The sequence below is a fragment of the Rothia sp. 32237D007AR genome, from assembly GCF_053544675.1.
Genome location: NZ_JBPPUO010000009.1, coordinates 48,103 through 73,019 on the forward strand (window position 1 = coordinate 48,103; position 24,917 = coordinate 73,019).

General features: G+C 57.1%; 20 protein-coding genes. 12 read left to right on the top strand and 8 right to left on the bottom strand.

Features of this window, described 5'->3' with window-relative positions; all coding sequences use genetic code 11:
• Nucleotides 1-157: 157 nt before the first annotated feature.
• The 10 genes from uvrA to secG all read left to right on the top strand — a co-directional run bounded on the left by uvrA (nucleotide 158) and on the right by secG (nucleotide 12,789).
• Nucleotides 158-3,031 (top strand): excinuclease ABC subunit UvrA, encoded by a 2,874-nt coding sequence (uvrA, locus tag ACED87_RS06940; protein ID WP_449083611.1) that lies wholly within the window; start codon nucleotides 158-160, stop codon nucleotides 3,029-3,031.
• Between the two features lie 124 nt (nucleotides 3,032-3,155).
• A complete protein-coding gene (locus ACED87_RS06945) occupies nucleotides 3,156-3,842 on the top strand; it encodes a lysophospholipid acyltransferase family protein (RefSeq protein ID WP_449083609.1) in 687 nt (228 codons plus the stop codon).
• Between the two features lie 65 nt (nucleotides 3,843-3,907).
• Nucleotides 3,908-5,884 carry an excinuclease ABC subunit UvrC gene (gene uvrC / locus ACED87_RS06950; protein WP_449083607.1) on the top strand — a complete coding sequence of 659 codons (1,977 nt, stop codon included), beginning with the start codon at nucleotides 3,908-3,910 and terminating at the stop codon, nucleotides 5,882-5,884.
• A 58-nt stretch (nucleotides 5,885-5,942) separates the two neighbouring features.
• A complete protein-coding gene (gene rapZ, locus ACED87_RS06955; protein ID WP_449083605.1) occupies nucleotides 5,943-6,833 on the top strand; it encodes an RNase adapter RapZ in 891 nt (296 codons plus the stop codon).
• Nucleotides 6,834-6,910: 77 nt separating this feature from the next.
• Entirely contained in the window at nucleotides 6,911-7,855 is a 945-nt protein-coding gene (locus ACED87_RS06960; RefSeq protein ID WP_449083678.1) for a gluconeogenesis factor YvcK family protein, read from the top strand.
• 61 nt (nucleotides 7,856-7,916) lie between these two features.
• Nucleotides 7,917-8,897: a DNA-binding protein WhiA gene (gene whiA / locus ACED87_RS06965; protein WP_449083603.1), complete on the top strand. Its 981-nt coding sequence runs from the start codon at nucleotides 7,917-7,919 to the stop codon at nucleotides 8,895-8,897.
• A 245-nt stretch (nucleotides 8,898-9,142) separates the two neighbouring features.
• Nucleotides 9,143-10,147: a type I glyceraldehyde-3-phosphate dehydrogenase gene (gene gap / locus ACED87_RS06970; RefSeq protein ID WP_449083601.1), complete on the top strand. Its 1,005-nt coding sequence runs from the start codon at nucleotides 9,143-9,145 to the stop codon at nucleotides 10,145-10,147.
• 170 nt (nucleotides 10,148-10,317) lie between these two features.
• Nucleotides 10,318-11,541 carry a phosphoglycerate kinase gene (locus ACED87_RS06975; RefSeq protein ID WP_449083599.1) on the top strand — a complete coding sequence of 408 codons (1,224 nt, stop codon included), beginning with the start codon at nucleotides 10,318-10,320 and terminating at the stop codon, nucleotides 11,539-11,541.
• Between the two features lie 112 nt (nucleotides 11,542-11,653).
• Nucleotides 11,654-12,430, top strand: coding sequence for a triose-phosphate isomerase (tpiA, locus tag ACED87_RS06980; RefSeq protein WP_449083597.1), 777 nt, complete (start codon nucleotides 11,654-11,656; stop codon nucleotides 12,428-12,430).
• Between the two features lie 101 nt (nucleotides 12,431-12,531).
• Nucleotides 12,532-12,789: a preprotein translocase subunit SecG gene (gene secG / locus ACED87_RS06985; protein ID WP_449083595.1), complete on the top strand. Its 258-nt coding sequence runs from the start codon at nucleotides 12,532-12,534 to the stop codon at nucleotides 12,787-12,789.
• 110 nt (nucleotides 12,790-12,899) lie between these two features.
• Here the strand turns inward: secG and pgl are convergent, their stop codons facing one another.
• The 5 genes from pgl to tkt form a co-directional block, all read right to left on the bottom strand.
• Complete coding sequence (gene pgl, locus ACED87_RS06990; RefSeq protein WP_449083593.1) at nucleotides 12,900-13,676, bottom strand: 6-phosphogluconolactonase; 777 nt, start codon at nucleotides 13,674-13,676, stop codon at nucleotides 12,900-12,902.
• Nucleotides 13,666-14,649 (bottom strand): glucose-6-phosphate dehydrogenase assembly protein OpcA, encoded by a 984-nt coding sequence (locus ACED87_RS06995; protein WP_449083591.1) that lies wholly within the window; start codon nucleotides 14,647-14,649, stop codon nucleotides 13,666-13,668. Before ACED87_RS06995 ends, pgl begins: the two co-directional genes overlap by 11 nt.
• Nucleotides 14,646-16,181 (bottom strand): glucose-6-phosphate dehydrogenase, encoded by a 1,536-nt coding sequence (zwf, locus tag ACED87_RS07000; protein ID WP_449083589.1) that lies wholly within the window; start codon nucleotides 16,179-16,181, stop codon nucleotides 14,646-14,648. The genes ACED87_RS06995 and zwf overlap by 4 nt, the downstream gene beginning before the upstream one ends.
• 189 nt (nucleotides 16,182-16,370) lie before the next feature.
• Entirely contained in the window at nucleotides 16,371-17,477 is a 1,107-nt protein-coding gene (tal, locus tag ACED87_RS07005; RefSeq protein WP_449083587.1) for a transaldolase, read from the bottom strand.
• A 25-nt stretch (nucleotides 17,478-17,502) separates the two neighbouring features.
• A complete protein-coding gene (tkt, locus tag ACED87_RS07010; protein WP_449083585.1) occupies nucleotides 17,503-19,614 on the bottom strand; it encodes a transketolase in 2,112 nt (703 codons plus the stop codon).
• Between the two features lie 477 nt (nucleotides 19,615-20,091).
• Here tkt and ACED87_RS07015 point away from each other — a divergent pair, with 477 nt between their 5' ends.
• Entirely contained in the window at nucleotides 20,092-21,048 is a 957-nt protein-coding gene (locus ACED87_RS07015) for a heme o synthase (RefSeq protein ID WP_449083676.1), read from the top strand.
• Between the two features lie 12 nt (nucleotides 21,049-21,060).
• Here ACED87_RS07015 and ACED87_RS07020 read toward each other — a convergent pair whose 3' ends face one another.
• From ACED87_RS07020 to ACED87_RS07030, 3 genes are read right to left on the bottom strand one after another with little or no spacing between them, the layout of a single operon-like run.
• A complete protein-coding gene (locus ACED87_RS07020) occupies nucleotides 21,061-22,197 on the bottom strand; it encodes a COX15/CtaA family protein (RefSeq protein WP_449083584.1) in 1,137 nt (378 codons plus the stop codon).
• Between the two features lie 44 nt (nucleotides 22,198-22,241).
• Nucleotides 22,242-23,009, bottom strand: coding sequence for an ABC transporter permease (locus ACED87_RS07025; RefSeq protein ID WP_449083582.1), 768 nt, complete (start codon nucleotides 23,007-23,009; stop codon nucleotides 22,242-22,244).
• Nucleotides 23,006-24,025, bottom strand: coding sequence for an ABC transporter ATP-binding protein (locus ACED87_RS07030; RefSeq protein WP_449083675.1), 1,020 nt, complete (start codon nucleotides 24,023-24,025; stop codon nucleotides 23,006-23,008). The genes ACED87_RS07025 and ACED87_RS07030 overlap by 4 nt, the downstream gene beginning before the upstream one ends.
• Nucleotides 24,026-24,154: 129 nt before the next feature.
• Here ACED87_RS07030 and ACED87_RS07035 point away from each other — a divergent pair, with 129 nt between their 5' ends.
• Complete coding sequence (locus tag ACED87_RS07035) at nucleotides 24,155-24,913, top strand: helix-turn-helix transcriptional regulator (RefSeq protein ID WP_449083580.1); 759 nt, start codon at nucleotides 24,155-24,157, stop codon at nucleotides 24,911-24,913.
• Nucleotides 24,914-24,917: the final 4 nt, after the last annotated feature.

Here is a 24,917-nt window from a genome sequence, read left to right on the forward strand (position 1 = left end):
GGCTCCATTCTAGACCTGTACTCTAACTTTCTACCACCTGTGACTCTCACCCCCCAGGGGTAGAGAATATGGCAGCAAGAGGGAAGGGTACTACTTTTCTTAGGCACCCAAAACCTATAGAATATATCTTCGAAACATTCTCTGAGATAGGTGACTCATGGCAGGCTCAGCCACCCAACCCATCGGCAACGACCTCACCCACATCCGGGTACAGGGCGCCCGCGAAAACAACCTCAAAAACATCAACCTCGACATCCCCCGCGACGCCATGGTCGTCTTCACCGGCCTCTCCGGATCCGGCAAATCCTCCCTGGCCTTCGACACCATCTTCGCCGAAGGCCAACGCCGCTACGTCGAATCCCTCTCCTCCTACGCCCGCATGTTCCTAGGGCAGGTCGATAAGCCCGACGTGGACTTCATCGAAGGCCTCTCACCGGCAGTCTCCATCGACCAAAAATCAACCTCTAAGAACCCCCGCTCCACCGTAGGCACCATCACCGAAATCTACGACTACATGCGCCTACTCTGGGCGCGAGTAGGCCACCCCCACTGCCCCGAATGCGGCGAAGAAATCTCCAAGCAATCCCCCCAGCAAATCGTTGACATTCTCATGGGCTACCCCGAGAAAACCCGCCTGCAGGTGCTGGCCCCCGTCGTCTCAGCCCGTAAAGGCGAGTTCGTCGACCTCTTCAAAGAGCTCTCCACCGCCGGCTACTCCCGCGCCCGCGTAGACGGCAACGTCATCCAACTCACCGACCCACCCAAACTCGAAAAACAGTACAAGCACACCATCGACGTTGTCGTTGACCGCATCGCCATCAAAGAGAGCGTCCACCAGCGCCTGACCGACTCCATCGAAACCGCCCTCTCCCTAGCTGACGGCAAGGTACTCATCGACTTCGTAGATGAGGACGCCAATACCCCAGGCCGCACCCGCTCCTTCAGCGAAAACCTGGCCTGCCCCAAGGGCCACCCCCTGGCCGTTACCGAGGTAGAGCCCCGCGCCTTCTCCTTCAACTCTCCCTTCGGCGCCTGCTCAGCCTGCGACGGCATCGGATCCACCCTAGAGGTAGACACCGACCTCATCGTGCCCAACCCTGACCTCTCCCTGGCCGAAGGCGCTGTCGCCCCCTGGGCCACCGGCAAAGCCACCAGTGAATACTGGCTCCGCCTCCTAGCAGGCCTAGCCGAAGAACTAGACTTTGACCTAGCCACCCCCTTCAAAAACCTGCCCGCCAAAGTCAAAAAAGCCATCCTGCACGGCAAAGACTACAAGGTCACCGTGGCCTACAAAAACCGGTTCGGCCGTGAACGCCGCTACACATCCGGCTTTGAAGGTGCCAGCGCCTACATCAAACGCAAGTACGAAGAAACCGAATCAGACTGGTCTAAAGACCGCTACGAACAGTACATGCGCAAGGTAGCTTGCACCTCCTGCCAGGGCGCCCGCCTCAACCCCACCATCCTGGCTGTGACCGTTGGCGGCAAATCCATCGCCGAGGTCACCGAGATGCCCATGCGAGAGGCCCTCACCTTCATGCGCTCGCTGACTCTCAGTGAGCGTGAGGCAAAGATTGCTGAGCTGGTGCTTAAAGAGATTGATGCTCGCCTGCAGTTTTTGTTAGATGTTGGCCTGGACTACCTGAACCTGGCCCGCTCGGCCGGTACTCTCTCAGGTGGCGAGGCCCAGCGCATCCGCCTAGCTACTCAGATTGGCTCCGGTTTGGTGGGCGTGCTCTATGTGCTTGATGAGCCCTCTATTGGTCTGCACCAGCGTGATAACCGCCGCCTGATTGAAACTCTCACCAAGCTGCGCGATATGGGCAACACCCTGATTGTGGTGGAGCACGATGAAGACACCATGAAAGAAGCCGACTGGATTGTGGACGTTGGCCCCGGCGCAGGTGAACACGGCGGCCAAATCGTTCACTCTGGCACCTTCGCAGAGCTTCTTGAGAATAAGGAATCGGTAACCGGTGACTACATGGCTGGGCGTCGGGCCATCGAGGTTCCTACTACCCGCCGTCCGGTTGACCCTAAGCGCACTATCAAGGTGGTTGGGGCCCGGGAAAATAACTTGAAGAATGTGGATGTGGAGTTCCCCCTGGGTGTGCTCACCGCCGTCACCGGTGTCTCCGGGTCGGGTAAGTCTACCCTGGTCAATGACATTCTCTACACTGCTCTAGCAAATAAGCTCAACGGGGCTAAGCAGGTGCCGGGGCGGCATAAGACCATCACCGGCCTTGATCAGCTCGATAAAATTATTCACGTTGACCAGTCACCCATTGGTCGCACCCCGCGCTCCAACCCGGCTACCTACACTGGTGTTTTCGACCATATCCGTAAGCTCTTTGCTGAAACCACCGAAGCGAAGATGCGCGGCTACCAGCCTGGCCGTTTCTCCTTCAACGTCAAGGGCGGACGCTGCGAAGCCTGCTCTGGTGATGGCACCCTCAAAATTGAGATGAACTTCTTGCCCGATGTGTATGTGCCTTGTGAGGTGTGTAAGGGTAAACGCTATAACCGCGAAACCCTGGAAGTGCACTATAAGGGTAAGACCATTGCCGATGTGCTGGAAATGCCAGTTTCAGAAGCTGCCGAATTCTTTTCTGCCTTCACCAAGATTTCGCGCTACCTCGACACCCTGGTGGACGTTGGCCTGGGCTATGTGCGGCTAGGCCAGTCAGCTACTACCCTCTCTGGTGGTGAGGCCCAGCGCGTGAAGCTGGCAACTGAACTGCAGAAGCGGTCCAAGGGCCGTTCTATCTATGTGCTCGATGAGCCTACCACCGGCCTGCATTTTGAGGATATCCGCAAGCTCTTGGGTGTTGTCCAGGGGCTGGTTGATAAGGGTAATACCGTCATCACCATTGAGCACAACCTTGATGTTATTAAGAGTGCTGACTGGCTGATTGACATGGGCCCAGAAGGCGGTGACGGTGGTGGCACTGTGTTAGCTACTGGCACCCCTGAGCAGTTGGCTACCGTACCTGAGTCTCATACCGGGCGCTTCTTAGCTGAGATACTCTAGGGCACCGGTACCCCGCCGGGGTATGCTAAATAGGTCAAAAAAGCCCTTAAAATTCAAAAAGCATCTTCTGGCCGGGGTACCATTTTCAGGTAAACCCCCATGAAGTGTGCACCAAGGAGTTCTCATGTCCCTCAAATACAAGGTAACTCAAAAGACTATCGAAGCTCTTCTTCGTACGGTCTTTCGCGCCCGCGTCACCGGCCTTGAGAACTTCCCCGCTGAAGGCCCCGTCATTGTTGCCTCTAACCACCTGGCCTTCCTGGACTCGGTCATCATTTCAGCTCTCATGCCTCGCCGGGTTGCCTTCCTGGCAAAATCTGAATACGTCAATTCGCCGGGGCTTAAGGGGAGGGCTATGAAGGCCCTCTTCCAGGCTATTGATATTATTCCGGTCAATCGTACTGACAAAAAAGAGTCGATGAAGGCTCTTGAGACTGCCCTTGAGCACCTGAATCAGGGCAAGGTTTTCGGTATTTACCCTGAAGGTACTCGTTCGCGTGATGGCTACCTTTATAAGGGGAAGATTGGAGTGGCCTGGCTTGCGCATATGACGGGGGCGACCGTGGTGCCTATTGGTTTGATTGGTACCGATAAGATTCAAAAGCCCGGTTCTAATATGGTCTACCCTCACCGTTTTACGGTGCGGGTGGGTGAGCCGATGGCTTTTGAGAAGCTGGGGGAGCGTATGAGCGGTAAGCAGCGCCGCCAGAGCACCGACCAGATTATGGACGCTATTGCCCAGCTTTCTGGTCAGCCCCGCAAAAACGAGTACAACGTCTCACCGTCAGCAGAGCGTGACGGGGGAGCCTAGCCCCGTGTCACCGTGCCGGTGGGGGCTGTTACCGCACTTTATCTAGCGCAAAGGACCTGATATACGTGGCTGATCCTGCATCCTACCGCCCGGCATCTGGCGAGATTCCTACCAACCCTGGGGTCTATCGCTTCCGCGATGAGGTGGGCCGTATTATCTACGTGGGTAAGGCCAAGAACCTGCGCAACCGCCTGAACTCTTATTTTGCCCGCGTAGATTCTTTGAGCCCTAAAACCTACGCTATGGTGCATACTGCCGCTTCGGTGGAGTGGACGGTTGTGGGTAGTGAGCTGGAGTCGCTGCAGTTAGAATACACCTGGATCAAGGAGTATAAGCCGCGCTTTAATATTGCCTTCCGTGATGATAAGTCCTACCCCTACCTTGCGGTGACGCTCAAGGACCGTTTCCCGCGCGCCCAGGTCATGCGTGGGGAGAAGAAGAAGGGGGTGCGCTATTTTGGCCCCTATTCTCAGGCCTGGGCTATCCGCGAAACGCTGGATGCTCTTCTGCGGGTCTTTCCGGTGCGCACCTGCTCTACCGGTGTTTTTAATCGGGCGCAGGCCTCTGACCGGCCCTGCCTGCTGGGCTATATTGATAAATGTTCGGCTCCCTGTGTGGGGCGGGTGAGCCGTGAGGATCACCAGAAGATCGCTGAGGATCTTTGCTCCTTTATGGCTGGGGGTGCTGAGAAGTTCATTGCTGGGCTGACCCGGCAGATGAAGGAGGCAGCAGCCGACTTTGATTTTGAAAAGGCGGCTCGTTTGCGCGATGATGTTGAGGCCCTGACGAAGGCCTTTGAACGGAATGCTGTGGTCTTACCTGATTCTGTTAATGCTGATCTTTTTAGTTTTGTTGAAGATGATTTAGAGGCCGCAGTGCAGGTTTTCTATGTGCGCGGCGGGCGTATTCGCGGTCAGCGCGGCTGGATCGTTGAGAAGGTCGAAGATTCTACGCCCCAGTCCCTGGTGGATCATCTGCTGGTGCAGGTCTATGGTGAGGCCGCTGCTGCCCTGGCTGCGGGGTCTACTGAAGAAGAGATCAACCATACTCTCAATGAGATACCTAGCCAGATTAATGTTCCGGTGCTTCCTGAGAACCATGAGAAGCTTGAAGAGTGGCTCTCTGGGGTGCGCGGGGCCAGGGTTAGCATTAGTGTGCCTCAGCGCGGTGATAGGGTCGCTTTGATGGGAACCGTAGCCGAAAATGCGAAGCAGGCCTTGACCTTGCATAAAACTCGCCGGGCAGGGGATTTGACTACGCGTTCTGCCTCCCTGGTGGAGCTTCAAGAAACCTTAGAGCTACCCGAGGCGCTGATGCGCATAGAGTGCTACGACATTTCTCATGTTCAGGGCACCAACGTGGTTGCCTCTATGGTGGTGTTTGAGGACGGCCTACCTAAGAAAAGTGATTACCGTAAGTTCTCTATCACTGGGGAGGCTGCCCGTGACGATACAGCTAGCATGTATGACGTCATTTACCGCCGTTTCCGCCGCTACCTTTCTGATGAGGCCCCAGGGCGCCGGGTGCGGGCGTCCGGAGAAATTAGCGAGCAAGAGCTGCACAGTAAGGAACCAGCTAAGTTCGCCTACCCACCTAACCTGGTGGTGGTGGATGGCGGTCAGCCCCAGGTTGCTGCTGCTACCCGGGCTCTGGAAGATTTGGGCATTAGCGATATCTATGTGGTGGGTATTGCTAAGCGTTTGGAAGAGCTCTGGTTACCTGGCGATGATTTTCCTGTCATTTTGCCTCGAACCTCTAACGCCCTCTACCTGATTCAGCGTATCCGCGATGAGGCCCACCGTTTTGCCATTACTTTCCACCGCTCTAAGCGCGGTAAAGAGATGGTCAAGTCAGCCCTTGATACTGTGCCTGGGCTGGGGCCAGCTAAACGTGAAGCTCTTATCAAGCATTTTGGTTCGCTCAAACAGTTATCTGAAGCCAGTGCCGAAGAACTTCAGGCTGTTCCCGGCATTGGCCCGGCTATGGCCCAGAAAATTCTTGACCGTTTCACTACGGGCCCTGAACCAGGTGCAGGGCGCTAAAAGTGCACTAAGCTAGATATATCTACCGATTATTTTGTGGAAGTGAGAGGCCCCAGCCATGTCATCTAACCCCAGCGAGCAGACCATTAAGCCGCAGATTCTCGTGATTACCGGTATTTCTGGTGCCGGGCGGTCCACAGCAGCTAATACTTTGGAAGATGAGGGCTGGTATGTGGTGGATAATATTCCCCCTCAGATGCTCGGTTCGTTAGCCCAGTTGGTTAAAGATTCACCGGGTACTCTTCCTAAGGTTGCTGTGGGTATTGATATTCGTGCCCGCCGTCAGCTCGCTGATTTGCCTGAGGCTATTAATAAGTTGCGTGCCTCTGACGTTGATTTTTCCATGCTTTTTATGGATGCTGCCGATAAAGATATTATTGCCCGCTATGAGGCGCAGCGTCGCCCGCACCCTTTGCAGAAGGGGGCTCGTGTGGCAGAGGCCATTGCCGATGAGCGGCGTATTTTTGCTGACCTGCAAGAAGAGGCCGATTACATTATTGACACCTCTGGTATGAATATTCACCAGTTGGCTAAGAAGATTCGTGAAACCTATGCTCCTGGTCAGGAGCGGATGGTGAATATTACTGTTATGAGTTTCGGCTTTAAGTACGGTACGCCTTCTGATGTGCATTACATGGCTGATATGCGTTTCATCCCTAACCCTCACTGGGTTCCTGAGCTTCGGGCTCAGACGGGGCAGGATGCGCCGGTGCGTGACTATGTCTTATCCCAAGATGGTACGGAAGAGTTCATGAGCAATTACATTGCTGCTTTGCAGCCGGTGATTGCCGGTTATCGCCGTGAGGGTAAGCTGTATGCGACCTTTGCTATTGGTTGTACTGGTGGTAAGCACCGTTCTGTTGCTGTCAGTGAGGAGATTGCCCGCCGCCTTGGTAGTCTCCAGGACGTTAATATTTCTGTGCATCACCGTGACATGGGGCGTGAGTAATGTCTGAGGCTAACCGTGTGAGCCGTTTCCCTGAGACTGGCCTGCTTCCGGGGGCTGCTCAGGGGCATAACCTGCCTATGAGGGTTACTGCTCTTGGTGGTGGCCATGGGCTGTATGGTTCGCTTTCTGCCCTTAAACTTATTACCTCAGCGCTTACTGCTGTGGTGACGGTAGCTGATGACGGCGGCTCTTCGGGGCGGCTGCGTGAAGAGCTGGATGTGCTGCCTCCTGGTGATTTGCGGATGGCTCTATCAGCTTTGTGTGATGACACCACCTGGGGGCGTACCTGGCGTGATGTGATGCAGCATCGTTTTGCCTCGCGAAGCCCTGAGCACCCCACACCTTTAGAGAATCATGCCCTGGGGAACCTGCTGATTGTTACCCTCTGGGAGCTTTTAGATGACCCTATTGCTGGGCTTGATTGGGCTGGTGCCCTCTTGAATGCTCGGGGGCGTGTATTGCCTATGTCCACGCGCCCGCTGATTATTGAGGGTGATATTGTGACCGTCGATGAGCAGGGCATGACCCTGCGTGATACGGTCCAGGGGCAGGCGACTCTTGCTAAGGCTGGGCGGGTTGATAAGGTTCGTTTGTTACCCGATGATACTGAGGCCTGCCCGGACGCTGTGCGTGCGGTCCATGAGTCTGATTGGGTAATTTTAGGGCCGGGTTCTTTTTATACTTCTTTGCTGCCGCACCTGCTCCTACCTGGTCTGCGTCAGGCAATTCTTAACACTACAGCCCAGATTTGTTTGGTTATGAACCTTGAGTTGGATGGGAAAGAAACCCGCGGCATGAGTGCTGCAGACCATCTGCTCGTTTTGCGTGAATACGTTCCAGAAATTAGGGTTAATACAGTTATTGCAGATCCTGCCACCGCAGGAGACCGCGCAACATTTGAAGATGTAGCAGCCCAGCTTGGGGCGAAAGTGCTGTGGGCTGATGTGGCGGAAGCCGACCAACCTGGCGTCCATGACCCCCTGAAACTTGCAGCAGCTTATAAGCACGTCTTCAAACATTAAGGCCGGCTTGGTGCTGGCCCCGCGCTTTTGAGAGCAGACACAACTTTGGAGGAAGACCCGTATGGCCCTGACGGCATCGGTCAAAGAAGAGCTGGCACATTATGACGCCACGCGCTCATCTGTGCGCAAAGCTGAGGTAGCCACAATCTTGCGCTTCACGAACGGTCTGCACCTGGTGCAAGGCAAAATTGTTGTTGAAGCCGAAGTTGACCTTGAAACGACCGCTGAGCGCCTGCGGTACAACATTGCTGAAATGTATGGGCACGACGCTTCTATTACGTCTATCTCTGGCGGTGGTTTGCGCCGGGGCGGACGCTATGTGGTTCGTGTCGAAAACGGCGGTGAGGCTTTGGCCCGGCAAACTGGTTTGTTAGATGGGCGCGGGCGCCCTGTGCGCGGTCTGCCCCCTGCTGTGGTTAATGGTTCTTTGGCTGATGCTGAGGCTGTGATGCGTGGCGCCTTCCTTGCTCACGGTTCTTTGACGGAGCCTGGCCGTTCTTCTGCCCTTGAATTTACCTGCCCTGGCCCTGAGGCCGCTTTGGCTCTGGTGGGTGCTGCCCGCCGTTTGGACGTTATTGCTAAGGCCCGTGAGGTGCGTGGGGTTGATCGGGTGGTAGTGCGTGATGGTGAAACTATCTCTCTTCTGCTTGAGCGTATGGGTGCGGTTAATGCCCTGGATAATTGGCGCGAACGCCGTGCCCGTAAAGAGGTTCGGGCAACTGCTAACCGTCTGGCAAATTTTGATGATGCTAACTTGCGACGTTCAGCCCAGGCTGCTGTAGCAGCGGGTGCTAGGGTTGAGCGGGCCCTGGAGATTTTGGGGGATAAGGTTCCTGAGCATCTGCGTTATGCCGGTGAATTGCGGGTTGCCCACAAGCAGGCTTCTTTGGATGAGCTGGGTCGTCTTGCTGAGCCTCCTATGACTAAAGATGCGATTGCAGGGCGTATTCGCCGTCTGATTGCTATGGCTGATAAGCGGGCTGCTGAGCGGGGGATTGCTGGGACTGAAGCAGGCGTGAACGGGATTAACCAGCTGGACTAGCCTGTGTGGGTTTTTGTTGGTTTCTCTGTGGTAGAGGCGGCGTTCACCTGCCCTCACCACCTATAAACCCCTGCCTTCGTGGAAGGAAGTGGGGGTAGGCGTCCGTAAAGGCAGGTAAGGGCACCTAAGAAACCGACAGAAACACACCAAAACTCACATAAAGAGGGTATGATGGTTATTGAACCGGATAAGAACTGACATCTTGTCCACCAGCGTCACTAACTGTACCTAGGAGTTTGATTTCAGTGACTGTACGTGTAGCAATTAACGGCTTTGGCCGCATCGGCCGCACCTTCTTCCGTGCAGCAACCCAGCACGGTGAAGGCTTCGAAATCGTTGCTATCAACGATCTGACCGACATCAAGACCCTCGCCCACCTGCTCAAGTACGACTCCATCATGGGGCGCTTTGATGGGGAGATTACTGTTTCAGACAACAACCTGGTCATCAACGGCAAAGAAATCAAGGTACTTGGCGAGCGCAACCCCGCCGATTTGCCCTGGAAAGACCTGGGCGTAGATATCGTCCTCGAATCTACCGGCTTCTTCACCGACGGTGAAAAGGCAAAGGCCCACCTAGAAGCTGGTGCCAAGAAGGTTATTCTCTCAGCCCCCGGTAAGAACATTGATGGCACCTTCGTCATGGGCGTCAACGACGACCAGTACGATTCAGCCACCATGAACATCGTCTCTAACGCTTCCTGCACCACCAACTGCCTAGCTCCCATGGCTAAGGTGCTTAACGATAAGTTCGGCATCGAAAAGGGTCTGATGACCACCATTCACGCCTACACCGCTGACCAGCGCCTCCAGGATGCCCCCCACTCAGATTTGCGCCGTGCCCGTGCAGCAGCCCTGAACATGGTGCCCACCTCCACCGGTGCGGCAGCAGCAGTTGGTCTGGTTCTGCCTGAGCTCAAGGGCAAGCTCGATGGTTTCGCTGTTCGCGTCCCCACCCCCACCGGCTCCATCACCGACCTAACCTTCACCGCCTCCCGTGAGGTCACCGTTGAAGAAGTCAATGCGGCTGTCAAAGAAGCTGCTGAAGGCCCCATGAAGGGTATTATCACCTACTCTGAGGAGCCCATTGTCTCTAAGGACATCGAAGGTGAGCCTGTCTCCACCGTTTTCGATGCCCCCCTGACTAAGGTCATTGGGGACCAGGTTAAGGTTATTGCCTGGTACGACAACGAATACGGTTACGTTTCTCGTCTGGTCATGTTCACAAACAAGGTAGTTGCAGCTCTCTAAGCTTGTCATACACCGGTCTGATGTGAGACTCCCATAAGATAGGGTTAGCGAATGGTTCCGTAAAGCGCCATTGGCTAACCCTAATCTGTATCTAAAAAGCTAGGCCACCACCTCTTGGTAGGGCTAGCACCCACCCATTTACTTTGACATCAACGGAGATGAATACTTCTATGGCTAAGACTCTTGCAGAGCTTATTGACAGTGGCCTAGCTGGCCGCCGCGTTCTGGTCCGCTCCGACCTGAACGTCCCCCTCAAAGACGGCACCGTCACTGATGACGGCCGCGTGCGCGCCTCCTTGCCCGTGCTTCAGAAACTGGTTGATGCCGGTGCCCGCGTCATTGTCACTGCCCACCTGGGCCGCCCTAAGGGCCAGGTAGACCCCCAGTATTCCATCAAGCCCGCTGCTGAGCGCCTGGCAGAACTAGCAGATTTTCCCGTAGCCATCGCAAGCGATGTGGTGGGTGAAGATGCCCAAGCTAAGGCTGAGGCCCTGAAGGACGGCCAACTGCTGGTTGTCGAAAATGTGCGCTTTGATGCCCGCGAAACCTCTAAGGACGATGCTGAGCGCGCCGAATTTGCAGCAGAACTGGCAGCCCTTACCGGCGAGAACGGCGCCTATGTGAACGATGCTTTTGGTGCTGTGCACCGCAAGCACGCCTCTGTCTACGATATTGCCCAGAAACTGCCCGCTTACCTGGGGGACTTGGTCAAGACCGAGGTTGAGGTGCTACAGAAGGTCATTAAGAACCCTGAGCGCCCCTTTGTGGTGGTCATGGGCGGCTCTAAGGTCTCCGATAAGCTGGCTGTCATTGATAACCTGATTGGCAAGGCTGATGCCCTGCTCATTGGTGGCGGCATGGGCTACACGTTCGCTAAGGCCCAGGGCCATGAGATTGGAAATTCCCTGCTGGAAGAAGACCAGCTAGAGAACTGCAAGCGCTACCTCCAAGAGGCACCTGCCCAGGGTACTAAGATCATTACCCCTGTCGATGTGGTGTGGGCAGAAAGCTTCTCCAACGAGGCCCGCAAAGAGGTGCGCCCGGTTGATGATATGACCGGCGGTGAGATTGGTCAGCAGGGCCTGGGCCTAGATATTGGCCCTGAGACCCGCCAGCTCTTTGCCGATACCATCAAGGAAGCCAAGCTGGTCTTCTGGAACGGCCCGGTCGGTGTCTTTGAAATGGAGTCCTTCGCTGCTGGCACCAAGGCGGTTGCTGATGCGCTGGTAGCATCAGAGGCTTTCTCTATCATCGGTGGCGGCGATTCAGCCTCTGCTGTGCGCAACCTGGGCTTCTCAGATGACCAGTTCAGCCACATCTCCACCGGTGGCGGCGCCTCCCTGGAATACATTGAAGGTAAAACTCTGCCCGGCCTTGAGGCACTGGGCGCCTAAAAACGCCCCGCGGCAGTGAACCCACCTGGCAGCTGTGACTGCCTAGAGGCAGGACGCCGCACCCGCTGCGTACTGCCCCACCCACCGCAGAATTCGCGAAAGGAACGAGCCCATGACTCGCAAGCCCCTCATCGCAGGCAACTGGAAGATGAACATGGATCATACCGAAGGTGTGACCCTGCTCCAGAAACTGGCCTGGACCTTAGATGACACCAACTTTGACTACGACACCGCCGAGGTCGCTGTCTTCCCTCCCTTCACTGACATCCGCTCCGTGCAGACCCTCGTCGATGGCGATAAGCTCAAAATCGTCTACGGCGGCCAGGACCTCTCAGACCAGGATTCTGGTGCCTACACTGGCGACATCTCCGGTGTCTTCCTCAAAAAACTTGGTGCCACCTATGTGCTGGTGGGCCACTCTGAGCGCCGCACCATTCACGGTGAGTCCAACGGTGTTTGCGCCGCTAAGGTGCAAGCTGCCTACCGTAACGAGCTCACCCCCGTGCTGTGTGTGGGTGAAGGCCTTGAGAAGCGTGAAGCTGGTGAGCACGTTGAGTTCACTCTCGACCAGCTCCGTAGCTCCCTTGAGGGCTTGACCGAAGAGCAGGCTCAAACCCTGGTGGTAGCCTATGAGCCTGTCTGGGCCATTGGTACCGGCAAGGTCGCAACAGCAGAGGACGCCCAGGAAATGGGCCAGGCTATCCGCCAGGAACTAGCGAAGCTCTACTCAGACCAGGTTGCTGATCAGGTGCGTGTGCTCTACGGTGGCTCTGTTAAGGCAGCCTCAGCCCCCGACATCATGGCCCAAGCGGACGTGGATGGCGTGCTGGTGGGCGGTGCTTCTTTGGATGCTACCGAGTTTGCTAACATCGCCCGGTACCAGGCCTAGAAACTTTTTCTGCTAGTCTACTTTTCCTTCTGCCAGATAAACGGCGTATAGTAGTTTGATGGCGCTTCGAGACGCTACCCAACCCGACTGAAAGGTTATGCGTGGAAACCCTCAAGATTATTCTGATGGTCATTATCGCTATAGCGAGTATTCTCACCATCCTGCTGGTTCTTCTGAACCGTGGTAAGGGCGGCGGCCTTTCAGATATGTTCGGCGGTGGCATGACCACCTCGCTCAACTCTTCAGGCATGGCCTCTAAAAACCTGATCCGCCTGACAGTCACCGTGATTTTGCTGTGGGTCTTTGCCATTATCGGCTACGCCCTGGTGATGCGTTTCTCAGAGGTTGCCGTCATTTAGGCTTACACCACAAAATATCCCCGCCCACCGGCTCACCGGTAGGCGGGGATATTTTTTATAGTCTCCAGGGCCCTTAGGGCTTAGAGCCTCTGGGCTTAGAGTTTCTGGCCTTAGAGGGGCGCCTGCAGGGCGTCCTCGGTAGCCAGGATCAGGGTCTCTAGCAGACCGCGGGCCCCGGCTGCTGGGGTCTGGGTAAGAATCTGGGCGGTCAACTCAGTCTCAGGCAGAGCGGACGCAGCCCGCAGCCGGGCTGTCGCCTCAGCCTTATCGCCACCGGCAACCAGGAACCAGATACGCTCTGAAAAGTTGATGACCGGCAAGGTTAGGCTTACCCGGGTGGGCGGGGGCTTGGGTGAATCGTGCACCGCAAGAGCTGTAGCTTCAGCCTCTAGAATCTCAGTGCGCTCAGGGAAAAGGGAAGCGATGTGACCATCGGGGCCCATCCCCAGCAGGGTCAGATCAAAGAGGGGAGAAGACTCACCTTCCGGGGCGTAACGGGCCAGCTCAGTAGCGTAAGCCTGGGCTGCATCTTCCGGGGTCTCAAAGACATCAGAGGCCCCCATGATGTGCAGGTTCTGCTCAGGCAGCCCCAGAGAATCAAGCAGGGCGTCCTTAGCCTGCTGCTCATTACGGTCAGCATGGCCGCGGGGCACAAAACGCTCATCAGACCACCAAAAATGCACCTTGGACCAGTTGACCGTAGCCTTCAGCGGGCAGGCAGCAATACCTTCAAGCACCGCAATACCCATGGTCCCGCCAGTAAGCGAAATATGGGCGATACCCCGGGCAGCAAGAGCAGTAGAGGCCACATGAATAATGCGGGTGGCACCAGCTAGCTTCAACTGCTCCTTATCCCGGTGGGGAACTACTACAGGGTTAGGCATCATAGACCTCCGTATAATCAGTGCCCTCTACAGGCTCATCGTCGGTATCCACATCAACCACAATCTTGCTGTTAGCAGCCACAGACTTGAGTACCTCGCCGTAGACCACATCAGGGTCAAGACGGCGCAATTCTTCAGCCAGGCAATCAGCCAGCGAACGGGCAGGCAAGGAAATCTGCTGGTCGGGCACACCAGGGGAAGAAATCGTGGCAATATTGCGGCCGGGGCGGTGAATAATAATTGAGCCATCTTCTCGTTCTAGCTCGACCTTATACAGACCACGCTGGGCATCAGTGGTGCGCAGGTGCACCTCAGCATCCAGACGATCTCCCAGCCAGGCACCCAGCAGAACCACCGAGGGGCTCATAGAAGAACCAGAAACTACCACACGCTTGACGGGGGCAGGCTCAAGCTGGTCGAAGACAGCAGCAATCTGAATACGCCAGAGAGTCAGACGAATCCAGGCCAGGTCAGTGTCCCCATCCTTGTAACTGGTCACCAGCTTCTTGAGCACACCCAGCGGGTTATAGGCACGGGCCGAATCAGTGATACGGCGCTGGGCAATCTTACCGATAGAATGCTCAGCAGGGTTCTCAGGCACCGAGTGCGGCCACCAGGCAACAATCGGGGAATCAGGCAGCAACAGCCCCGAAATCAGGGACTCGGTAGCTACAGCAGCAGACCCATAACCGCGCAGAATAATCAGCTCTGAGGCCCCAGCATCCCCACCGACATAAATGTGGGCATCCAGTCGGTCCTGAGCGTCCTGACCATAATCAACATGCACAATAATGCGGCAAGGGTGCTCATAGGAGGCCTTCAAAGCCGCCTCAACAGCGGTCTTAGAATGCCCCTTCTCAGCCAAAATAACCAAGGTCAGCACCCGAGAGGACGTCGTTGCCCCCTTCTCATTACGCAGGCGGGAGAGCTCCTTAGCAACTTTGCCCACAGTGGTTTCTTCAAGTTTTTTAATCATGCGCGCCTCCAAACACGGCCATCGCGTTCTAGCATTGCGTGGGCAGAAACCGGGCCCCAGGAACCAGGGGGGTAGGCTTCAGGTTTAATCTTGTGCTCTTCCCAGTATTCCTCAAAAGGGTCAAGAATCTTCCAGGAAAGCTCAACCTCTTCATGACGGGGAAAGAGCGGGGGCTCACCGAGCAGCACATCCAAAATCAGACGCTCGTAGGCCTCCGGTGACTCCTCCGTAAAGGAATGAGAATACCCAAAATCCATGTTGACATCACGAATCTCCATCTGCGTGCCAGGCACCTTAGACGCAAACCGCAAGGTCATACCCTCATCAGGCTGCACCCGAATCACAATCGCATTCTGCCCCGAACTATCGGCACTACCACCAAAGAGCAGGTTAGAAGTCTTCTTGAAAACCACAGCAATTTCGGTGACGCGGCGGCCCAGTCGCTTACCAGCGCGCAGGTAGAAGGGAACACCTGCCCAGCGGCGAGTATTGATATTCAACTTCAGCGCAGCAAAAGTCTCGGTACGAGAATCAGCAGGAATATCACTCTCATCGAAGAAACCATTAACCTCCTCACCCCCCTGGTTACCGGCAGCGTACTGGCCAATAGCGAAGGCAGTGGAAATATCCTCAGGAATCTGTACCGCCTCAAGCACCTTAGCCTTCTCAGCCCGCAGGTGCTCAGCATTGAAACTCACCGGCTCTTCCATAGCAGTCAAAGCCAGCAGCTGCAACAGATGGTTCTGAATAACATCGCGGGCTGCACCTACACCGTCGTAGTAGCCTGCACGGGTGCCGATACCAATATCTTCAGCCATGGTGATCTGCACATGGTCAACATAAGTGGCATTCCACAGAGGCTCAAACATCTGGTTAGCAAAGCGCAGAGCCAAAATATTCTGCACCGTCTCTTTCCCCAAGTAATGGTCAATACGGAAAACCGAATCAGCGGGAAAGACCCGCTCAACAATGGCATTGAGCTCACGGGCAGTCTTAAGGTTATGACCAAAAGGCTTTTCGATAATCACCCGGCGCCACCCATCATGCTGGTTATGGTTGGCCAAATCGTGATCAGCGAGCTTCTGCAAGACCTGCTCAAACCCCTTCGGAGGGATCGACAGGTAGAAAGCATGGTTGCCGCGGGTCCCCCTCGTCTCATCAAGCTCAGCCAAAGTTGCCTTGAGCTTCTCAAAGGACTCATCAGAGTCAAAGGTACCAGTGACAAAGCGAATGCCAGCGGCAAACTGCTTCCAGACGTCCTCGCGGAAAGGGGTGCGCGCATGGGCCTCAACATAGGTGCGTACTTCCTGCTGGAAGTCCTCGTGGCTCCATTCGCGGCGTCCGAAACCTACCAGCCCGAAGCTGGGAGGAAGCAAGCCACGGTTGACCAGGTCATAGACAGCTGGGAGCAATTTCTTGCGCGCAAGGTCACCGGTAACACCGAAGAAGACCAAGGAGGACGGGCCTGCCACGCGGGTCAGTCTGCGGTCGCGCGAATCGCGCAGGGGATTTGATTCGTGAGTGTTGGCCACCGCCGTGAATCCTTCACAGATTGGTTGGGGCGGCAGCTCCTCACATGGAGTGAAAGCTGCCGTGATTCTCATGTCTAGTCTAATGGCATCCACTAGCCCTATCGCACCTACAAGCAAGGCAGATACCCGCCACCAAGTGCGCGCAGTGAGGGTGGGGGAGAAAACCCCCACCCTCAGCGTGAGCTAGTTTTACTTCTGATCAGCCAGTGCGGCGGTGACAGTCTCGAGCAGTTCCTTCCAAGAAACCTCGAACTTCTCAACACCTTCGCTCTCCAGCTTATTGACCACATCCTGGTAAGAGATACCCACAGCTTCAAGCTGGTTAAGGATCTCGTTAGATTCCTGGTATGTGCCCTCAATAGCATTACCAGCAACCTCAGCATGATCGAAGATCGCCTCCAAAGTCGCCTCAGGCATAGTGTTAACCGTGCCAGGAGCCGCAATCTCAGTAACGTAGAGAGTATCAGGGTAAGCCGGGTTCTTCACACCGGTTGAAGCCCACAGCGGACGCTGACGGTTAGCCCCAGCAGCTTCCAGACGAGCCCAACGCTCAGAAGTGAAAGCCTGCTCATAGACCTCAAAAGCCAGACGAGCATTAGCCACACCAGCCTTACCACGCAGAGCAAAAGCCTCATCGGTGCCAATAGCCTCAAGGCGAGCATCAACCTCAGTATCTACACGAGAGACAAAGAAAGAGGCCACAGAATGAATCTTAGAAAGATCCTTACCGTTCTCCAGAGCCTTCTCCAGACCCAGCAGGTAGGCATTGATAACGGCGCGGTAACGCTCCAAAGAGAAAATCAGGGTGACGTTGACCGAGATACCTTCTGCCAGCGCCTCAGCAATCGGTTCCAGCCCCTCTTCAGTAGCAGGAATCTTAATCATGACGTTCTCACGGCCAACAGCAGAGTAGAGCTCCTTAGCCTGGGCCAAAGTAGCGGCAGACTCACGAGCCAACAGGGGAGAGACCTCAATGGAGACACGGCCGTCATAGCCCTGGCTGGCCTTGTAGATGGGAGCAAAAACATCGCAAGCATCACGAACATCGTCAATCATGGCAGCAAAACCTGCTGCCTCAGCTTCGGTACCCTCTGCTGCCAGCATCTTCATCTGCTCAGCGTAGGCTGCACCATCAGAAAGAGCCGCAGCAAAAATGCTGGGGTTGGTAGTCACACCGACCACGTTCTTAGTGTCGATGAGTTCTTGCAGGTTGCCGCTGGTGAGGCGCTCGCGGGAGAGGTCATCGAGCCAGATGGAGACGCCTGCGTCTGAGAGTTTCTGGGTGGGGGTAGTCATGGTTTCTTCCTTAGAACTGGTGGGGTTAGCGGGCAGCGGCGATGGATTCGCGGGCCTTAGCTACTACGTTTTCAGCGGTGAAACCGTAGTCGGCGAAGAGCTCTTCGGCTGAGGCAGAAGCGCCGTAGTGTTCCAGGGAGACGGCGCGGCCGGCTTCACCTAGAATATCCATCCATGGCATGGACAGGCCAGCTTCAACGCTCACGCGGGCCTTGACAGCTGAGGGAATCACAGATTCACGGTACTCAGCAGATTCTGCGGCGAACCATTCACGGCAGGGCATGGAAACGACGCGGGCGGCGATACCGTCTTCAGCTAGCTGGGTGCGGGCTGCTAGGGCAATCTCAACCTCAGAGCCGGTGGCAATGAGGATGACATCGGGGGTGCCCTCGGTATCTGCCAGCACGTAGCCACCTCGGGCTGCACCGTTTGCTGAGGCGAACTTCTCGCCCTCAGCATCTGCGTGCAGGTCTTCACGGGCTACGTTGGTCAGGTTCTGGCGGGAGAGCACCAGGCCAGCAGGGTGGTCCTTGATATCTAGGATCTTGCGCCAGGCTACGGCAGTTTCGTTACCGTCAGCGGGGCGCACCACATCCAGGTTGGGGATGGCGCGCATGGCGGTCAGGTGCTCAACGGGCTGGTGGGTGGGGCCGTCCTCACCTAGACCGATGGAGTCGTGGGTCCAGACGAAGATGTTGGGCACACCCATGAGCGCTGCCAGGCGGACGGCCGGGCGCTGGTAGTCGGTGAAGACGAAGAAGGTGCCAGAGAAGGGGCGGGTGGGTGAAGAGAGGGCGATACCGTTGGTGATAGCTGCTGCGGCGTGCTCACGAATACCGAAGTGCAGCACACGGCCGTAGGGGTGGCCGGTCCAGTTCTTGGTGGTACGGGACTCGGGGTTGAAGGACTTTTCGGTGTCGATGGTGGTGTTGTTAGAACCGGCCAGGTCGGCAGAGCCACCCCAGAGCTCAGGCAGGATAGGTGCAATAGCGTTAATGACCTTGCCAGAGGCTGCGCGGGTAGCAATGGAGGTGCCAGCATCAAAGGTGGGCAGAGCCTCGTCGAGTTCGGCAGGTAGCTCACCGGCTACCAGGCGCTGGTAGAGCTTGGCCTGCTCGGGGTTAGCTTCAGCCCAAGCGTCAAAGGACTTCTGCCATTCTTCACGTTCAGCGGCGCTACGCTCAATCAGGGCACGGGTATGCTCAAGGATCTCAGGCTCCACCACGAAGTTCTGTTCGGGGTCAAAGCCTAGGGCCTTCTTGGTGGCTGCTACTTCGTCAGTGCCTAGCTTGGAGCCGTGGATGCCGCCGGTGTTCTGCTTGGTGGGGGCGGGGTAGCCGATGATGGTGCGCAGCTCAATGAATGAGGGCTTATCGGTGACCTTGGTGGCTGCAACGATAGCTTCATAGAGAGCTTCGATGTCTTCCTTATAGTCTCCGCTGGCGGTCCAGTCAATCTTGGTGACATCCCAGCCGTAGGCCTCGTAGCGGGCTGCGACGTCCTCGGTGAAAGCCACATCGGTATCATCTTCGATAGAGATGTGGTTACGGTCGTAGATAACAACCAGGTTGCCTAGCTGCTGGTGGCCGGCAAGTGCGGAGGCCTCGGCAGTGACGCCTTCTTGCACATCGCCTTCTGAGGCAATGGTGAAGATGGTGTGGTCAAAGGGGGAGGTGCCTGCGGCTGCTTCGGGGTCAAAGAGGCCGCGCATGCGACGCTGGGCGTAGGCAAATCCCACAGCGGACGCCAGGCCCTGGCCGAGAGGGCCAGTGGTGATTTCTACGCCCTTAGTGTGGCCGTATTCGGGGTGGCCAGGGGTGAGCGCACCAGCAGTACGCAAGGCCTTAATGTCTTCAAGTTCCAGACCGAAGCCGCCCAAGAAAAGCTGGTTGTAGATGGTCATGGAGGTGTGGCCGGGGGAGAGGATGAAGCGGTCGCGGCCCTCCCAGCGGTCATCGCGGGGGTCCTGGCGCATAATCTTCTGGAAGAGCAAGTAGGCAACAGGAGCTAGGCTCATTGCGGTACCGGGGTGGCCGGAGCCAACCTTCTCTACGGCGTCCGCAGCAAGCACGCGAGCGGTATCAACGGCGCGCTGATCCTTCTCTGTCCATTCAAGCTTCTGATTCAGGTTAGGCATGAGCCGTCCTCTCTCAATCTGGCTACCCAGAAATATTCATACAACTTTTTCTTCTGCCAACCTACCGTAGCCTGCGGGGTTAGACCCGGCTAGGTGCACAGGGAAGCTGGCATAAGACGCTGTTTCCAGGATAGTGCACCTGCCCTGTGAATAGGTTCGGCGCACCCCGTGGGGCGGGCCCGATTTGAGCTGTCTTCTCCCTACTAGCCAGGGGGTAGGGGGCCGTTATACGATGTAATTTGACCAAAAGCTCATTTAGCGTGCTCACAAACCGACCATTACTGCATCAATGTGATGGCAACCACCAAAAAGGCGGGTGTGGGGGTGCTGAGGCATGCCAACGACGTCCGCGCCCCAACACGCCGAAAACTCCCACCTGTTTCACATAGTGAATCACCGGAGGGGTACCAAGAGAGCCGCACACACAACAGTCAAGGGAAGTCAGCATACGTGAAGAGCCATGGCATCAAGACCGTGATTGACCGTACCGAAAAAGGCCAGCAAACCCCCGCTGTGCCAGCACCCGGCCGCGTCTCCCTGGGCCGCAAAATCAAAGCCTATATTCAACTCACCAAACCCCAAATCATCGAGCTACTTCTGGTGACCACCGCCCCCACCATGATCTTCGCAGCCGGGGGCTTCCCCAACCTCTGGCTGGTACTCCACACCATGATCGGCGGCTCCCTGGCAGCAGGCGCCTCCTGCGCCTTCAACTGCTACATCGACCGCGAGGCCGACCGGCTCATGAAACGCACCGAAAAACGTCCGCTAGTCACCGGCGAACTGAGCGACCGAGAAGCCCTCATCTTTGCCTGGGTGCTCTCAATCATCTCAATTCTCTACCTCTACTTCTTGGTGAACCCGCTGGCCGCTGGCCTGGGCCTGCTGGCAATATTCCTCTACGTCGTCTTCTACTCCCTCTGGCTCAAAAAACGCACCAAACAGAACATCGTCTGGGGCGGCCTAGCTGGCTGCATGCCCGTATTTATCGCCTGGGCGGCCGTTGAGAACACGATTTCTTGGGCTGCTGTCGTCCTCTTTATGGTGATTTTCCTCTGGACGCCCCCACACTACTGGCCCCTATCTATGAAGTACGCCGAGGACTACCGCGCTGCCGGCATCCCCATGCTCGGAGCCACGGACTCCGCCAAGAGCGTCTCTGTGCAGGTAGTGCTCTATGGTTGGGCTATGGTGATGTGCTCTTTGCTCCTTGTGCCCCTGGGTGGTGCTGGCTGGGTCTACACGGCAAGCGCAGTACTCATTGGCGCCTGGTTCCTCTACCACTGCCACAAGCTGCACCGCCTGGCCTTAGCCGAGCAGGCAACTAGCCGCACGGCCATGGTAGTTTTCCACGGTTCCATCACCTACCTAACCGTGCTTTTTATCGCCCTAGCAATCGACCCCTTTGTAGGGGGCCCGGTGCTCCCCCTCTAATGAGGAGGAAAGCTAGGGGGTTAGGACGCGTCCAGCAGCCTGGGCGCGCGCAGCAGGGGAGGAGAGCACCAGCTGACGCTCAAAGAGGGAAGCGGCGGCTAGGGCAAAGAGGCCTGAGCCTAGTAGATGCAACTCCACCAGCCAGAGCGGCAGACCGTTGAAGAACTGGGTATACCCCACCACGGCCTGGTAGCCCAGTAGTAGTAGCACGAACAAGAGAGACTTACCAAAAATAGGTGCCCAGCCTTTTGAGCGCCATAGTGCACAGAAAACCAGCACAGAGGCGCAGTAGACCCACACCAAAGCACCGTGCAGGCGGGTGACCCATACCGGGTCGAAGGGGTGGCGGTGGGCGGCGGCGTCACCAGCGTGAGGCCCTGTCCCTGTAGTTACGGTTCCCATGAACATGAGGGCAACCACCAAGATCAGCCCGACCCAGCCCAGTAGCTGCATGAGATGGGAAGAAGCGGGGGTGCTCGCGGTAAGACCTTCAGCCTGGGCGGTTCCCTCAAAGTAGCGGTAGACCCTGTTGAGGTAGATACCTGCCAGCATGATCATCAGGGCTGAGAGCATGTAGTGGGCGGTAATCATCCAGGGGTTGAGCTTCTGCCAGACCGAGATGCCACCAACTACCGCCTGCACGGGAATACCCCAGAGCAGCAGGAGGGTGAGGTTGAAAAGATCGGGGTAGCGGGAGCGGGGGGCAACAAAGCCGCGGGCCTCTAGCCAAGCACCTAGCCCCCGGGGCTGGTAGCCCTGGGATCGGGCACCAACTAGCAGACCCCATAGGAAGCGCCCTGCTGAGATGCGCCCTGGGAAGACGATGCGCAGTACGGCCAGAAAACCGATGATGGTAATAATCACCAGCACGAAGGTGAGCAGGCGGTTGCCGAATTCGACCATGCCATGGATGCCCATTTCGGGGGTGGTGGTCCAGGAGCCGTCTGAGGTGCAGCGGGGCCAGTCGTCACACCCCAGGCCGGAGCCGGTCAGACGTACGATACCGCCAGTGATAATCAGGGCAATGTTAGAGAGCGCAAGGGCCCAGGCGGTTTGCTTAACCCAGCGGGTGTAGTGGCGGGGGAAGAGTTTTTCGCCCAGGGAGGCTGGCTGGTAGCTGCCAGTGGTGGGCGGGTGCGTGGTCGGCATGGGGGGCGTTCCTTCACGAGAAATGGTGGACGGTGTCAGCCAGGCTAGGCTGACCATTTGAAGAATCGGGTGGCTAAAGCGGCAAAGAGTGCGGTTGCTATGACCAGTATGAGGTGGGGCAGGGGGAGGAAGGTGTGGTGGATAAAGTCTCCGCGTAAGGCGTTGCCGAGGGCCGCTGAGGGTAGAAGGTCAATCAGCGGGGCTAGCCAGGTGGGGTAGCGGTCGGTGGGAATCAGGGTGCCTCCGGCGGCGGCCAGCAGAACCCAGGCCATATTGACGATAGCTAGGGTTGCTTCAGCCCGTACAGTCCCAGCAATCAGCAGCCCCAGGGATGTGAAGCAGGCTGCCCCCAACAGCAGGGTAGGTAGGGACATGAGGATACCGGGCACCGTGGCTTCCCAGCCGAGGAGCTGGCCCAGGGCTCCGACCAGCAGGTACTGGAGTAGCAGCACCGATAGCACAGCAAAGACTTTACCGGCAACCAGCCCGCCCTTACCCAGTGGGGTGGTGGAGATGAAACGGAGCACCCCGTAGCGGCGGTCAAAGCCGGTGGCGATGCCTTGACCTGACAGTGCAGTGGAGAGCACACAGAGGGCCAGAACGCCGGGTACAGCAATATCAAGGCGGCTAACCCCGTAGCGGGTGGCCCAGGGGTCAAGAAAACCTGTGTAGGCCATGGCCAGCAGGCCCATGATGGGGAAGGCAATGTTGAGCATGAGCTGCTCCCCATTTTTGAGCATGGCAATAGTTTCGAACCGGCCCTGGGCTAGGACTCGGGTGAGAGCTGGTGCTGCTGTTGAGGTGGTACTCATCGGATATCCCTACCTGATAGTTCCAGAAAGACGTCTTCTAGGGTGCGGTTGGCCAAGGAAAGCTCACCGGGCATGATGCCCCGAGCTGCCCAGTAGGCTGTTAGGTCAGCCAGGTGTTGGGGGGTGAGGGGACCGGTGAGCTGGTAGCTACCTGCCGGGTTTTCGGTGAGGGTGAGGGCGGCGTCCGCTGGGGGCCATAGTTGGTTGAGGGTGAAGCCGCTGGGGGCGGTAAAAGTTAGGCTGCGGTTCTTATCCTGCCCGTTTGCTAGCACCTGGGCCATGGTCCCTGAGAGTATTACCGTGCCGTCTTTAATCATGTAGACGTAGTCGGCGATGCGCTGGGCGTCATCGAGGAGGTGGGTGGTGAGCACAACGGCTACACCGGCATCACGCTGTTCGCGGATGATGTCGAAGACAACACTCCGGGATTGGGGGTCAAGCCCGGCGGTGGGCTCATCGAGGAAGAGAATCTCAGGGCGGCCGATGAGGGCTGCCGCTAGGGCTACCCGCTGTTTCTGCCCGCCGGAGAGCCTGCGGATGCTGGTTCCGTCAAAAGTGTCGATACCCAGGCGGTGGGCTAGCTCATCCACCTTGAGGGGGTTGGTGTACATGCGGGCAATATGCCGCAGTAGGGGTAGGGGGCGTACCGCGGGGGGCAGCCCGCCGTCTTGTAACATGATGCCCACGCGGGCCCGTAGCTCAGGGGTAGCCCCCCAGGGGGCCTGGCCCAGGAGGGAAATGCTGCCGCTGGTGGGCTTGAGCAGGCCTTGGGCGCAGGCTAGGGTGGTTGTTTTTCCGGCCCCGTTAGCACCGAGGAGGACTGTGATATGACCGTGGGTGATGCTGAGCGAGAGGTGGTCCACTGCCCGTTTGAGCCCCTGGGTGGTAAGAGCCTCAGGGTGCGTGCGGGCAAAATCCTTGGAGGGGGTGAAATCCTTGACCAAGTTCTCGATCGTTAGAGCGGCGGACGCTTGTGGTTGAGGTGCGCTCTCACGTGCGCTAAGGCTGGGGGGCAGGTGCTGTTGTGTCACTTGTCCATTCTAGCTCTTTGACAGTGCACTGCTTAAAATAGGTAGCCCTTACTAGCTAAGTAGCCTCAATTACGACATACTTTAGTTGTGTATTCCGCAGAGAAAGGCAGAACTGTGTCCACTCATCCTGCCCGCCCTGCAGAAACAGAGGATCGCACGCGTGACCGCGTGCTCCAGGGAGTTCTCACCCATGGCCCTGTTTCTGCGGCCAAACTGGGTGAACTGCTTAGCCTCACCCCGGCAGCAGTGCGCCGCCACCTCGATGCGCTTGAAAAAGACAGCCTCATCGAAGTAGCCTCCCACCGCCAGCACGGCGCTGGTGCTGGCCGCCCTGCCCGCCGCTACGTCATCGCCCCCCACGGCCATAGCGAACTGGGCAATGACTACCTTGATATTGCCCGTGACGCCCTGATCATGCTCAAGGACGCCGTGGGTGAAGATGCCCTGCGGCAATTCGCCTCAGCGCGCGCCCACGACATGGCAGAGCGTTACCGCCCCATCGTCGAAGCAGCAGGGGATGATGTCTCGGCTCGAGCTCAGGCGCTGGCAGAAGCAATGACCCGCGATGGCTTTGTGGCGAGCGCCAACGAAATGGCCCCGGCCCTAGGGGTACACACCAAACTACCTGATCACCTGCTGGCCGCTATCCAGCTCTGCCAAGGCCACTGCCCCGTGCGGGACTTGGCTGAAGACTTCTCCGTCTTCTGTGATCAGGAAACCCGCATCATCTCCGAACTGATTGGGGTTGATGTGCGCAGACTCTCCACCATGGCAGGTGGCGCCCACGTCTGTACCACCCATATCCCCCTGGGGCGACTGCAGGCGTCCGCACCGCAGAAGCCCGAAGAGGGGCAGGGCGAGAAAGCCCCCTAAGATT